Raw genomic sequence first — 13,710 nt, 5'->3', positions numbered from 1 at the left:
AAAAAATAGCATTAGTGACAAAATACTTTTGTAAAAAATGCAAAAGTAAGGTGCTAAAATATGGCTCAGCATGCAAAAACCGAAGACTTAGAAATGTTTTTAACGGTAGTAGATAGCGGGAGTTTTTCAGCAGCTGCTAATTTGCTTGATCAGCAAGTAGCAAAAGTGTCGCGTGCCGTGTCTCGTCTTGAAAATACGCTACAATGTACGTTACTAAACAGGACCACTCGCCGATTAGAGCTAACCGAAGAGGGCCATACCTTTATTAAATATGCTCGTGATGGCTTAAACACCTTACAAACCGGCGAAGAGGCAATCAAACTGTTAAAACAGTCGCCCAGTGGAAAGTTACGTATTGATGCAGCAAGCCCTTTTGTACTGCATCAATTGGTACCTTTGATTGCTGAGTTTAATATGCAGTACCCCCACATTACGCTTGATATTACCTCTCACGACAGCATTATTGATTTACTAGAGTATAAAACTGACCTAGCCATACGTATTGGTGATTTAAAAGATTCAAACCTGTATGCAAAAAAGTTGGGGGCCAGTAAATTGCATTTGGTCGCAAGCCCTGAGTATTTGAAAAACGCACCTGAACTTACTCAAGCAAGCGATTTGGGCCAACATAAACTTATCGGCTTTACCGACTCACCCGCGCTCAATAACTGGCCTCTTAACATACCCTCAAAGCTTTCGTTTGAAATCACAGCAAGCAGCGGCGAAACCATTAGACAACTATGTATAGCAAACCAAGGCATTGCTTTACTCTCGCATTTTATGATTGGAAACGATTTAAAAGCTGGTAGGTTAGTCAATGTTTTACCAAATAGTATTAAAACACCAAACCATCGAGAAGATATACAAGCCGTTTATTACAAAAACAGTGCGGTGTCGTCTCGCATTGTTGCATTTTTAGATTTTATAAAACCAAAGCTTGCATTATAAGTGGCCTTTTTACGCTTTTAATCAGTATAAACAGACTTATAATTAATAAAGGATTGATATGGACTCGTTAACACAGGTTGCTTTGGGTAGTGCTGTAGGCTACGCCGTGCTAGGCAATAAAATTGGTCGTAAAGCGGTATTTTGGGGTGCAGCGCTTGGCACCTTGCCCGACTTAGATGTTTTTTTACCTTATGGCGGCCCTGTAGAGTCATTTACTTATCATCGCGGTTTTAGCCATTCCTTCTTTATCCATTTATTAATAAGCCCACTTATCGTATGGCTTATATTAAAATTACACTCTGGCATGCAAACTTACAAAGTGAGATGGTTTTGGTTAGTGTTTTTGTGCTTATCAACCCACGCATTGCTAGATAGTTTTACCGTATATGGCACCCAATTAATGTGGCCGTTTACTGAGCACCCTTTTGCGTTATCAAATATGTTTATAATTGATCCCCTTTATACACTTCCATTATTGCTAGGAGTCGTGTGTACGTTACTTCCTAAAGTATCATCAAACACCGCCTACAAAATTAATAGTATTGCGCTTGGATTAAGCTCACTTTATTTATGTACGTCTTTTGCATTGAAAGTCATGATTGATGACAAAGTAAAAACGGCGCTAAACAACAAAAACATTACGTATGAGAAGTATATAAGCACACCAGCGCCACTTACTACCTTGCTTTGGCGAGTCGTTGTTATGTCTGACGAGCAGTACTATGAAGGCTATGCCTCTGTATTTGATGAACCCGACGAGGTAACACTTAGTGCATATCCTACAAATCCCTCGCTATTAAATAACATTAAAAATGAATGGGGTGTAAAACGCTTGCAATGGTTTACAAAAGGGTTCTATTCAGTAAGAGAGCAGCAAAACAAAGTGATTTTGTCAGACTTGCGCATGGGAATGGAATGTCAGTATGTGTTTAATTTTCAAGTAGGTGAAATAAATTCAGAGGGAGTCACAGCCAGTAATTTTGACAAAATAAGTCAACGTCCAAGCTTCAATGATATGGATAAAATATGGGATAGAATTTGGCAACCCAGCAATTCACTCCTCAACAATACATGTAACAACGATACTAATCATTAAATAGTGTTATCGTCCCCAAACAGCTGAGTTCTATTTTTACCAAGCGATTTTGCTTGGTAAACAGCGTTGTCTGCTTGTGTAAATAAATCTATAAATGTGTTTATTGTATTACTTATGGTCATACCTATACTCACTGTCACAGGCTTATTATCGACTAATATGTCCGCAATAATGGCATGCAATCTATTACAAAATAGTAAGGCCCCTTTTTTATCTGTGTCTGGTAGCATGATTAAAAATTCTTCACCACCATAGCGGGAAATTAAATCTGTTTGTCGTCCAAAACTTTTTAGTGCTTGCCCAAGCTCTTTTAAAACACGATCGCCTTCTAAGTGGCCAAAAGTATCATTAATTAATTTAAAATTATCTATATCTATAACAAGCAAGGCTACAGACTGCTTTGATCTTAACGATTGTTCTAACAGTAATGTACTGCGGTAATTCATTTCTCTTCTGTTTAACAAATTAGTTAGCTCGTCAGTAGAAGCTAATGACTTTAACTCTTCAGCCTGCTCTTCTAGTTTTTCTCGTGTTTTTATTAGCTCATCATAAAGTTGATCCTGCTTTGATGAATTGAATAGGCTCCAAAACACCGTCCCCTCTTCATTTATTTGAGCATTAATGGTCATGGGGGTTTTTATCCCTTGTCCATTAAAAATAATTAGCTGCATTTCTTCGGATGTTTTTTCGTGAAGCAAGGTAGGAATAAGATAACTTTGAAAAAATATTCTTGATGATTTGGTCAAAATTTTATTTATGTTTTGACCCACTAGTTCATCACTTTTCCAATAAAGGTGCTCTTCAAAATAGCTATTTACATAAATAATCGTATTTTTAGAATCTGTGATCAAGGCACCACTGAGAAAACAGTCAGCTGAATAAGATGCTTTTTTGTTTTCTGTTTTAATGGATTTCACGCTTATTGCTTTACGTAATCAGTAATAGATTGACTTACAACCTCTGGGTGAGTCATTTGCAAGCAATGGCCTTGTGCACTTATAACAATTATTGAACTCGATTGTATTTCCTTTTCAATGTACTGGCCAACAGAAACATCAGCGAGTGCATCATCTTCGCTTTGTAAAATGAGTGTAGGTTGTATAATTTTTGTGAGTAAAAAACGATAGTCAGAAAAAAAGGTCGCCTCTGCAAAATTTTTGGCTATGACAGGATCAGTTGAACAAAAACTACCTGAAAGCTCCCCAATCAACTCAGCTGAGTTAGTATTACCTATAACCAGTGGTGCTAAATAGTCAGCCCAACCAATATAATTTTTATCCATTAAGCTTAATAATTCTTGCAGGTCTTCTTTGTCGAACCCGCCTTGGTAATCTGGCGGGAAATTTAAGAAGCAAGGAGAAGGACACACCATAATTAATTTACTAATTAAATCAGGCCTTTCAACTGCCGCAAGCGCGCCTATCATTCCACTTACCGAATGGCCAACAAATACGACATCCGATAAATTTAACTCTGTGCACACCTCTATTACATCTAAGGCATAACCTTCTAGTTTTTTGTATCGTTGTTTGTTGTATTGAGATATGTCTGAATTACCTGAACCCACATAATCAAACAGTACAATTTTAAACTGCTTTTCTAAATAAGGAGTTAAAAAACGCCACATGTTTTGGTCACATCCAAATCCATGTCCAAATAGCAATGTTTTAGAGCCGCTACCAATTACCTTTACATTGTTTCTCGTTTTTATCGATTCTGAATTTAGCACTTTAAAGCACGCCTTTATCTGTAATATAAGTAATGTTATCGACAAAATGTTAAAAGCTAACTTGTATTAACTCTTACTCAAATTAACCGCCGTATAATCTTTATCAATAAATCTTAGTACACAACCAATACAAGCTATTAATTAAATAAAAATTTAATTTTGATGTTCGTATTGGCCTCTATATACCTCAAATACTTTTAAAACAGTATGTTGGTCTTTTGATAGATTATCGTACCAGTCATCAAATAATTCATCATTTTCTTGCTCGCTCAACGCCATATAATGAGCTAGTAGCTCAATAATGTCGTTATTATCGCAGCCAAGATGGTTAACTTGCTGTGCTAAGGCACTATGGTCGCGCTCTCTTAAGGTCTCCATTACCCCTTGATCTATTTGTTCTTGTTGTATTGCGTCGCTCATAAAATACCTCAGTATCTACTGTAAATATGTTTAACTATTTTTATTGTTGTGTTTATAGTTATAACAGCCTAAACATGAATAGCCAGTATTTTTGAACTAAGTGATTACTTTTTGATTTATTTGTTTAAATAGCCACCAAGAGTGTTTATAAAAGCATCACATATTGAAAAGCCAATAAAAAACACACCAAATTACAACTCGTAATTGTTGTATTTATAGCTATCTGAAAACGTCGTATTTTAGGGTGAGCGGCAAGGCAAGGGTATTAAAATGAAAGAGGTAACTCGTTAAAGTTACCTACATATTGGTGAATTTATTTTACAACAACAGAAAACTCAGGCACAGCTTGAATTACTTTTTTAACAGTACATGTATTTACTGCCGCAATTAATGCTTTTTTATACTTTTGAGGAAAACCATCAGGCAAATTAATTTCGATTGAAAATAACTTTTTACCATTTTCATCTACATTTTCGTTGTTTTGTGTAAGTGTCATACCTTCTGTAGAGATATCACGTTGCTCACAAAATTTTCGCGCATAAAACCCTGCACACAAAACCATACTCACTAAAAAGTAGTCAAATGGTTCTGGGTGCTCTGCACCACCACCAGCCGAAATACTCTGATCGCTAATGACTTCCAAATCACCAAATTTAGCACTTTGCTTTTGGCCTTCTAATAATGAAACCGAAATTTCCATAACTATTCCTTACTTTCCAAACAATAATTCAAAAAAGCCTGGTGGCTCATGTAGTTTATGATATTTTTTTCGTAAATCATCAATGCGTTTAAGCGGTACTTTAGCAGCAGTAAGCCCTTGCTGATTAGCCGCTTTTTTTGCAAGCTTTGCTTGTGTAAGCACTTTATCAAGCCCCTTAACCGACTGTTCGGGCTTCTTGTAAAACTTTGCCGTTTTGCTTACTTCAACCAGCTTAATAAATTCATCAATTGCGGTATTAAACTCTGTTAACTGGCTAGCTTGTACCGCTTTTTTATAAGCAAGCCCTGTGTTTTTCATGTTTAATTCTAGATCAATAGTCTCGCTAGCATAACTGAGCGAGCTAAAAAAAATGACAATAATGAGGTAAGTGTATTTCATGAAAAGCCCTAATAAAACTGATAATACAAATTGTATCAAGTAAACAGAATAAAGTAACGAATCAGCAATCACTCTTTATATGCTGTAAAGGGGGTTTACAACTTATTATTGGTAATAGTCAGCATTAAGTTAAAATCAAATAACTACCTATTTTACTAACATTGAATGTATCTAGATCAACAAATGAATAACGACACATTTAATAAAGATGATGAAATTTACTCAATTTAAACATTTATTTTAATAACACCATTGAACGCCCCGCTCGCTAAATCAGCAAAAATATACATTTAAGTAACTTAATAGCACAATTAACAAACACATCTGTTAATTACATCTGCAATTTAACTATCATTTTGACGAGTCAAATAAACAGCAAATAGATCAAAAATACCGCGCCAATTTTAATATTAATAACTCAATGTAAACAACGCGGCCAAAAAAGGTAAACAACCAAGAAAAACCCCATCTTATTGTCATCATAATTTAAACAAAAGTAACAACTTAAAACACTATAAATAAAATTAATTTTAAACCTCAACACAACAATATAGAGGCTTTCAGAGGGTTTAATCTTATTTACGAGCGTGTAATAATCGTTAGTTCTTTAGCCAAATGTGATGACAATGTTGCTATTTAACTATGCCAATTTTGTTAAGCATTTTTTCATAACAAACACCCATTAGGGAACTCATGAAACATTATTCTTTAATTTCCAACAGCATTAAATGTGCACTACTAACCGCTGCTGCAACAGCGAGTAGCACAGTATTAGCTCAAGATGAGCAAGTAGCAAAAAAAATAGAACGCGTTGAAGTAACAGGCTCACGCATATTGCGTGAAGGCGCAATTGCACCGGCACCCGTAACCGTAATCAGTGGCGATCAACTTGTAAATAGTGGCGCTGTTAATATTGGTGAAGCATTAAATAACCTTCCTGCACTGGGTAGCACTTATTCAATGGCTAACTCTGGTCGCTTTATAGGTACTGCAGGTTTAAATATCCTTGATTTACGTAATATGGGAACAGACCGCACACTTGTACTAGTAAACGGTAAACGTCACGTATCAAGCTCTGCGGGCTCTCAATCAGTTGACACTAATACAATTCCAAGCGTATGGATTGAACGTGTTGAAATTATTACTGGTGGCGCTTCTGCTGTATATGGTGCTGACGCCGTAACGGGTGTAGTTAACTTTATATTAAAAGATAGTATTGAAGGTTTAGATGTAAGCCTAACCCGTGGCTTTGCCGACCTAAATAGCTATAACAACAAAAAAGCGACTTTTTCATACGGTTCAAACTTTAATGATGATCGTGGTAATGCAGCTTTTGCAGTAGAGTATTCGTCACAAGAGTCGTTAAATGCTTTAGACCACCCATGGACTAGCACATCGTTTAGAAGCCTTCGTAATCAGGCACAAACCGATGAAAACAAAGACAGCGCAGACTTTCCAGACAAAATACTAACACCTAACGCTGGTTACTACGCGATCAACAACGCAGGTGTTTATGCATTAGAAAATGGTTACACAAATAGCTTCAACCCAGATAGTACCGCTCGCGATTTATACATTGGTGACAATGTTGACGGCCTTTCATGTGCTAACTGTGACTTTTTTAACCTAGGTCAGTTTGAAGAAATTCAACCTGAGTTTGAACGTTACAACGTAAACTTTAAAGTTAACTACGATGTTACCGATGATTTAAACGCTTACTTCGACGCTAAATATGTAAATAGCCAAGGCGAAAGCATAGGCCAACCTGCGTTTTTCTTTTTTGACAGCGACAACAGCATTAAGCTAGATAACCCATACCTAGACCCAAGCATTAAAGCGCGTATGGAAGAAGAAGGTGTTGAGTCAATCATGGTTAACCGCATGATGACTGACTTAGGCCGCCGCGTTGAAAACAACACCCGTGAAACAACCCGTTTTGTTACAGGCTTACAAGGCACTGTATTTGAAGATTGGGAACTAGATACATCAATCGTATACGGTAAAACAGAATTAGAGCGCGAAAATGGCGCTAACATGATTTTAGCAAACTACTTTAATGCGCTTGATGCCGTTGAAGATGCAAATGGTAATATTGTGTGTCGTAGCGCAGAGGCGCAAGCTGATGGCTGTGTACCTGTTAATATTATGGGCTTTGGCGCACCAAGCCAACAAGCCATTGATTACATAAACACAGTGTCTATTGGCGACTCGACCATTGAGCAAACTGTTGTATCTGCCTCGCTTGCAAACGGCGCTATTTTTGAGCTACCAGCCGGTTATGTAGGTATTGCTTTTGGCGCAGAGTATCGTAAAGAAGAAAGCGAAACGAACGAGCCAGATAACGCAGAGGGTACATTTTTTAACGCACTAGGCGAAGATAAAGGCTCGTTTAACGTGCGTGAAGTGTTTTTTGAAGCTTCAATGCCTATCTTAACTGATTTACCGCTTATTCAAGACTTAGTGTTTGATACCGCGGTACGCCATGCCGATTACAGTACTATTGGCGAAGCAACTAGCTGGAAACTAGGCCTTGATTGGACAGTAAACGACGAGCTACGCGTGCGTGTAACGCAATCTGCTGCCCTTAGAGCGCCTAATATTGGTGAAGTTTTTGGCGCACCTAGCCAAACTTTCTACAGTGTTGACGATCCATGTCGTGCTGAAAACCTAAATGACTTGTCAAACAGCACGACCCGCCGCGCTAACTGTGCCGCATTAGGTGTAGCAAATGATTTTAACTCAGACTACGATTCAGCGTCTTTAAATGGCTTAACAAGCGGTAACCGTGACGTAAAAGGTGAAGAGTCAACAAGTACAACGGTAGGTATTGTTTACCAACCAGAGTTTATTGACAACGCAGTATTAACTATCGATTACTGGGAAATTGAACTTGAAGATGCCATTGATACAATCAGCGCGCAAGATATTCTTGACCGCTGTGTAGACAGCACTACTGGCATCAACAACCAGTACTGTAATTTAATTACGCGCGATGTAAACAGCGAAATTTCGTTAATCCAAAACTCTGTATTAAACGTGGCGGGTCAAAAAGCATCAGGTGTTGATTTTGAACTAGGCTACGATTTTGAAGCCCTAGAAGGTAGCTTTAAAACACGTTTAATTGGTACTTACTTAATTGAACGAAAAGACTACCCTTTCCAAGATGATCCAAGCAACTTTATTGAAGCAGCAGGTACTTCTGGCGAAGCTAAATGGCAAGCAAATCTATCTGTAAGCTACTCAATTGACCGCTTTTTCAGCACTGTTGAAACACGCTTTATTGACGAAGTAGACCTTTATACAAATGTTGAACTTGCTCAAAACTCAAACCCTAATAGCAACATGAGCTACGGTAAATACTTTATTACCGATATGACTGTAGGATACAGCTTCGATAGCGGTGTTGGCGTTAAAGTAGGTGTAGATAACCTATTTAACCGTGAACTACCATACGGTACACGCGGTACAGGCGCCGGTAGCGCAAGCTACGATAACATTGGCCGCTTTGGTTATGTAAGCTTTTCTTACAAGCTTTAATTTAAAGTGAATAATAGGCCAGGCAACGCTTGCCCGGCCTATTTGTTATTTTATATTACTTAGCCAAACACATTGATACGGTTCAAGTTCAATCGTTAACTGCCCTTCCTCTATTGTTTTTCCTGACACTAAGTCAAACCACTGCTGAGTATTAATTAAATTTAAGTCAGCCAATAAAAGCGTTTGCGGTTTATCGCTAATATTAAATACACAAAAAATACTTTGTCTGCGGTCTATACTCTGGCGCCAAAAGCCAAATAATCCACCAGAAAGATGTAACGTAAACTGAGTGGCATTAGGATGGAATGCACGTTGTTTTTTGCGCACACCTAATAAGTTTTTAATTGAAGTGAACACTTTGTGATGATGGCTGTATTTTTCGCCAATTGCGGCTAACAGTTTTGATTCTTGCCAACGATGGCGATTAATTGCCCTATTGTGCTGTGAGTTTTCAAAACGTTCATAATCATTGGTTGTGGCAAGTAAACTATGAATATATAAGCCAGGTATCCCCTCAAGCGCGAACATAATGGCATGCGCGCACATAAAACGCTCAAAGCCAAATTTGTCAGGCCCATTATGTGTTCCTTGCATTGCATCAAATAACGCAATATTTAACTCATACGGTGTATGGGTGCCATCGTTACTGGTTCGCATTGAAACGCGACCACCAAATTGCATGGTTGTACTGACCAGCGACGCCACTTCAGTTGGCTGCAATAATCCCTCAATTGGACGAAGCCCTATACCATCATGAGACGCAATAAAATTAAAATATGCGGTACCGTTTTGCGCAGGTGGCATGCTCATCATCCAATGCTTGAGTGCCGAACTATCACCACTTAATAAGGTATGCAGTAGTAACGGAGGTAAAGCAAAGTTATAAATAGCATGCGCTTCATTGGCATTACCAAAATACGACAGGTTTTCTTGGTTTGGTATATTTGTCTCAGTGATGATCACCACACTTGGCTCAACATGCTCAATAAGCGTGCGCATTAGCCTAACGGCTTCGTGGGTTTGTGGCAGGTTAATACAACTTGTATTAAGTTGTTTCCACAAAAACGCCACTGCATCGAGCCTAAAAAGCCTCACACCGTTATCTAAATAATGACGAATAATGCCTACAAACTCTTTCAAAACCTCCGGGTTTGCAAAATCAAAGTCAACTTGATCATGGCTAAACGTACACCATACATGCTTTTCACCACTGGGAGTTGTTACTGTATTGAGTAAAGACGATGTGCGCGGACGAACAACTTGGCTTAAATCATCGCTTAAGCTTGCAGTTTTAAAGTAATCTTTGCCGGGGTGTAAATCATTTAAAAAATTTTCAAACCAAACGCTTCGGCTAGAGCAATGGTTAATAACTAAATCAGCCATTAGCTTTACATCTTTAGCAATGCGTTTTATATCTTCCCAATCACCTAACGACTCGTTGACTTGCACGTAGTTCATCACCGCAAAGCCTTCGTCTGAGCTATACGGATAAAAAGGTAAAATATGCAGGGCATTAATTTGCATATCGCACTGCTCTTTTATAAATCGATGCAAGGTTTTTAGTGGTGCTTCGATTGGGTTTGCTACCGCAAACTCAGTGTCGTCGTGCTTTATAATCGAATCACCATAAGCAATCAGTACAATGTCTTGCTCATCCCATCGGTTAGTGTGTGGAGTTGGGTCGCGAAGTGGACTGTCACCTAAAATAATTTTAATGAGTTGCTGTGCAAACTCTGCTATCGATATAGGCAGCTCAACATCTTGGTAAATAATGTGTAGGTGCTGCTCTACTCGCTGTAAAAATAATTCATTCACTGTACTCACACGCGACTCCTTTAACCGTTTTTATATTTATTTTATAACTTAACTGTATTCTTCGTTATCGAGCTCTACCGCCTCTTTTAAACGTTCAAATACATCAGGCATAGCCGATACCACTCGGTTCCAACTTGGCACAAATGGCGCTTCCATTGGGTTATCTAAAAAGTGTTGGCCTGCTTCCATAATGTTTTGTGCAAACATTTCTACGGCTTTTTCTTCTTGATGAACATCCAGTGTTAGTCCGTTCATAAGCGCATCATTGTGGTAGGTTTCAATAAAATCTAAGCCAATTCGGTAGTACGTTGCTTTTAATGAACGAATTGTTTCGCTAGTAAATGTCACCCCTTGCGTAGCAAGTTTTCTAAATAATGCCTTGGTAATATCAATCGACATTTTAGACAAACCGGCACTTTGATCGTCAAGCGACAACGCTTGATGTTTGTGATCGTAGTTATCGGCAATATCTACTTGGCATAAACGGTTATGCGAATAGTTTCGATACATTTCACTCAATACGCCTATTTCAAGCCCCCAGTCACTTGGAATACGAATATCGTTTAATACGTCGCGCCTAAACGAAAACTCACCCGCTAATGGGTACCTAAACGAATCCATATATTCAAGGTAGTCTGTATTACCTAAAATGGTTTTAAATGAGCGTAACAAAGGTGTGACTAATAAACGCGATACGCGCCCATTAATTTTGCCGTTGGCTGTACGCGGGTAAAATCCTTTACAAAACTCGTAGTTAAAACGAGGGTGTGCAACCGGATAAATAAGACGTGCAAGTAAGCTTCTGTCATAGGTTAAAATATCGCAGTCATGAAGCGCTATAGACTCAACCTCGGCGGTTGCAAGCTTATAACCCATGCAATACCAAACGTTACGCCCTTTACCCAGCTCTCTTGGTGCAACGCCTAATTCTTGAAGCTCTTTATCAAGTGCCTGCAAACGTGGGCCGTCGTTCCACAACACTTTGTGATTTTGGTTTAACTCTTTAAAAAAACCAAGTGCATGGCGGTATTGCTGCTCATCGGCTCTATCTAAGCCAATTGTTATTTGCGACAAGTACGGCACTTCTCTTAACTCTTTTATTATATTTTGTAGTGCCGGACCTTCTAACTCACTAAATAAAGAAGGCAGAATTAGCCCCATAGGGCGTTGTTTACTAAAGCTTATTAGCTCTTCTTCTAGTGCTTCAATCGGTCTATCTGCAATATTATGTAAAGTCGTGATAATGCCATTTTGATAAAAATCAGCCATGTGATTTTTGCTCCTCAATAGTATTTAAAATGCTGCTAATGCTTGGCAATGTTGTTATTTCTTCAACCCAGCCCTGCGGCGCGGGCGATTGAGAATAACGTGCCTTGTTATGCGATAATTTAACCGGCTTTTTACTGCTTGGGTTATTGATGATGATGGCGATATCAGCGTGTTCTAACATCTGCTTATCGTTGTCGCTATCACCTAGGGCTATTACTGTGAGAGGCTTTCTAAAATGTTGAGTAAATTGTTTAACTAACCACTGCTGCGCAGCGCTTTTGTCGGTATTTTTAGCAATATGGATAAATCGGCCACCTATCTTTATTTCGTAGCCAAGTGCTGTTACGTCATTTACAAAGGTATTGAGTAATTCGTCACTGCCATACCAGTACAAAGGATCGGAGTAATCACGTGTTTGTGCGCGCCTAGCTTGCGCATTGTTTAATCCGGTAAGCTCGCTTATTTGCTCGCTGCTTAACTCACTAAATAATTTATAGTGTGCTTTGTATTGTGCATCTAATGAGTCTAAATCACTTAACAAGCTTGATAGCGGAGACGCTAAGGCGTAACACCAATAACCTGCCACTTCTTTACAGCCTATTGGCTTAAGCTCAAAGTAATTTTGCGGTATAAATACTGCTGCGCCATTTTCAACAATAAAAGGTTGCTGAATGTTTAACTCGTTTTTTATTTCAACCACTTCGCAAAATGTTTTGCTGGTATTAAATACCACAGGAATGTGTGCGCTTTGTAACTGCTGAAGTAGCTCGCTTACATTGCTTGTGTTGTAATCTGTATGGTCGAGTAAAGTACCGTCTAAGTCAGTAAAAATAATAGGCTTTAAGGTATCATCACTTGTTAAGTGCATGCTTACTATGTCTCGATTGCTATCAAGCTCAATGAGTGCGTTTGCTTTGCGACTCAATGTATTTAAGTTTTCACGCGTTATACGCTCAAAATGAGAAATAAAATAAACTAACTGCTCGTCTGTCATCGTGCCTGTACCTACACCACTTTTAGCTATTAGCTTTTGTTCTTGCTCTTTTCGCCACGTAAAAACATCTGAAAAGCTAGGCGCTTTGAGCATAATTTTATAATCTATTTTATTAAAAATAGATTTATATTCGTTTGCTAAGCAGCTATTTATACAACGACGCCACACACCTTCTTTATCATTTAATTGTTCTAATTCATTCAGTGGCTCGCTTAGTGAAAATAGCGGCTGTGGCTCGCTTCCTACACACCACCCTTCTAAAAACACAATATCAACAGGCGCTACATTTTTAACCCAATCTTGCTCTGCAACGCAGTCGTCTTGGTGTTTGTTAAAACGTGGTAATGCTACTCCCACCTCACCGGCTAATAACTGAGTAATTGTTTTATTCATCAGGTCGGTATCGTGTGTACCGGGTACGCCACGTGTTACAAATAAAGGATGTACGTCTTGAGCTAGTTGCTTACGGCTTTCTTTACCTAGATAAAAATCGTCGATTGATAAAGCGACCGTATTTAACGACGTATTGTTGCTAAACCACGTGACTAAAAAGTCTGCAAGGGTTGTTTTGCCGGAGCCTTGGCAACCATTAATGCCAACAAAAAGAGGAGTTGATGATTTTTTTGATTCGAGAATGTCATGCGCAAGAGGTACAAAGTACTGCTCACTTAAATATTGATACTTTAAAGGCAGTTGATGCTTTGCTAAAAACGGGGTTATATCCACAATATTGGCCTCTGACATAGTAACTCCTTAAATACATAGTGTTCAGAGTACTAAATGCAGGGACTAGACCAACATTA

General features: G+C 38.5%; 11 protein-coding genes. 3 read left to right on the top strand and 8 right to left on the bottom strand.

Annotation, left to right across the window (positions count from 1 at the left end):
- Nucleotides 1–60 precede the first annotated feature (60 nt).
- Nucleotides 61–948, top strand: a complete 888-nt coding sequence (locus tag MTF67_RS05225) for a LysR family transcriptional regulator (protein WP_248518911.1) — start codon at nt 61–63, stop codon at nt 946–948.
- 58 nt (nt 949–1,006) lie between these two features.
- Nucleotides 1,007–2,044, top strand: coding sequence for a metal-dependent hydrolase (locus tag MTF67_RS05220; protein ID WP_248518910.1), 1,038 nt, complete (start codon nt 1,007–1,009; stop codon nt 2,042–2,044).
- Here MTF67_RS05220 and MTF67_RS05215 read toward each other — a convergent pair.
- The 5 genes from MTF67_RS05215 to MTF67_RS05195 all read right to left on the bottom strand — a co-directional run bounded on the left by MTF67_RS05215 (nt 2,041) and on the right by MTF67_RS05195 (nt 5,292).
- Complete coding sequence (locus MTF67_RS05215) at nt 2,041–2,961, bottom strand: diguanylate cyclase (protein WP_010556274.1); 921 nt, start codon at nt 2,959–2,961, stop codon at nt 2,041–2,043. The two genes, MTF67_RS05220 and MTF67_RS05215, sit on opposite strands and share 4 nt — an antisense overlap.
- 2 nt (nt 2,962–2,963) lie before the next feature.
- Nucleotides 2,964–3,773, bottom strand: coding sequence for an alpha/beta hydrolase (locus MTF67_RS05210; protein WP_248518909.1), 810 nt, complete (start codon nt 3,771–3,773; stop codon nt 2,964–2,966).
- 153 nt (nt 3,774–3,926) lie between these two features.
- Entirely contained in the window at nt 3,927–4,193 is a 267-nt protein-coding gene (locus MTF67_RS05205; RefSeq protein ID WP_006791740.1) for a hypothetical protein, read from the bottom strand.
- Nucleotides 4,194–4,506: 313 nt separating this feature from the next.
- A complete protein-coding gene (locus tag MTF67_RS05200; RefSeq protein ID WP_008127939.1) occupies nt 4,507–4,893 on the bottom strand; it encodes an OsmC family protein in 387 nt (128 codons plus the stop codon).
- A 9-nt stretch (nt 4,894–4,902) separates the two neighbouring features.
- The gene (locus tag MTF67_RS05195; protein ID WP_248518908.1) at nt 4,903–5,292 is read right to left on the bottom strand and encodes a cytochrome b562; all 390 of its coding nucleotides are present in this window, start codon (nt 5,290–5,292) and stop codon (nt 4,903–4,905) included.
- Between the two features lie 693 nt (nt 5,293–5,985).
- Between MTF67_RS05195 and MTF67_RS05190 the strand changes: the two genes are divergently transcribed.
- Entirely contained in the window at nt 5,986–8,829 is a 2,844-nt protein-coding gene (locus MTF67_RS05190) for a TonB-dependent receptor (protein WP_248518907.1), read from the top strand.
- Nucleotides 8,830–8,874: 45 nt separating this feature from the next.
- Here MTF67_RS05190 and MTF67_RS05185 read toward each other — a convergent pair whose 3' ends face one another.
- Genes MTF67_RS05185 through MTF67_RS05175 form a run of 3 tightly spaced genes read right to left on the bottom strand, consistent with a single transcriptional unit; the run spans nt 8,875 to nt 13,651 of the window.
- Entirely contained in the window at nt 8,875–10,653 is a 1,779-nt protein-coding gene (locus MTF67_RS05185) for a sugar phosphorylase (RefSeq protein ID WP_010556278.1), read from the bottom strand.
- A gap of 39 nt (nt 10,654–10,692) precedes the next feature.
- The gene (locus MTF67_RS05180; RefSeq protein WP_006791735.1) at nt 10,693–11,913 is read right to left on the bottom strand and encodes a hypothetical protein; all 1,221 of its coding nucleotides are present in this window, start codon (nt 11,911–11,913) and stop codon (nt 10,693–10,695) included.
- Nucleotides 11,906–13,651 (bottom strand): HAD-IIB family hydrolase, encoded by a 1,746-nt coding sequence (locus MTF67_RS05175; RefSeq protein WP_248518906.1) that lies wholly within the window; start codon nt 13,649–13,651, stop codon nt 11,906–11,908. Before MTF67_RS05175 ends, MTF67_RS05180 begins: the two co-directional genes overlap by 8 nt.
- Nucleotides 13,652–13,710: the final 59 nt, after the last annotated feature.

This window comes from Pseudoalteromonas sp. 2CM32C, from assembly GCF_023161925.1.
GTDB lineage: Bacteria > Pseudomonadota > Gammaproteobacteria > Enterobacterales > Alteromonadaceae > Pseudoalteromonas > Pseudoalteromonas marina.
This window is presented reverse-complemented; position numbering and strand designations above follow the sequence as displayed.

Excerpts from the sequence above, each read along its gene's own strand:
- MTF67_RS05200 (WP_008127939.1), bottom strand. The coding sequence starts at position 4,893 with ATGGAAATTTCGGTTTCATTATTAGAAGGCCAAAAGCAAAGTGCTAAA.
- MTF67_RS05180 (WP_006791735.1), bottom strand. The coding sequence starts at position 11,913 with ATGGCTGATTTTTATCAAAATGGCATTATCACGACTTTACATAATATT.
- MTF67_RS05220 (WP_248518910.1), top strand. The coding sequence starts at position 1,007 with ATGGACTCGTTAACACAGGTTGCTTTGGGTAGTGCTGTAGGCTACGCC.
- MTF67_RS05205 (WP_006791740.1), bottom strand. The coding sequence starts at position 4,193 with ATGAGCGACGCAATACAACAAGAACAAATAGATCAAGGGGTAATGGAG.
- MTF67_RS05195 (WP_248518908.1), bottom strand. The coding sequence starts at position 5,292 with ATGAAATACACTTACCTCATTATTGTCATTTTTTTTAGCTCGCTCAGT.
- MTF67_RS05225 (WP_248518911.1), top strand. The coding sequence starts at position 61 with ATGGCTCAGCATGCAAAAACCGAAGACTTAGAAATGTTTTTAACGGTA.
- MTF67_RS05175 (WP_248518906.1), bottom strand. The coding sequence starts at position 13,651 with ATGTCAGAGGCCAATATTGTGGATATAACCCCGTTTTTAGCAAAGCAT.
- MTF67_RS05190 (WP_248518907.1), top strand. The coding sequence starts at position 5,986 with ATGAAACATTATTCTTTAATTTCCAACAGCATTAAATGTGCACTACTA.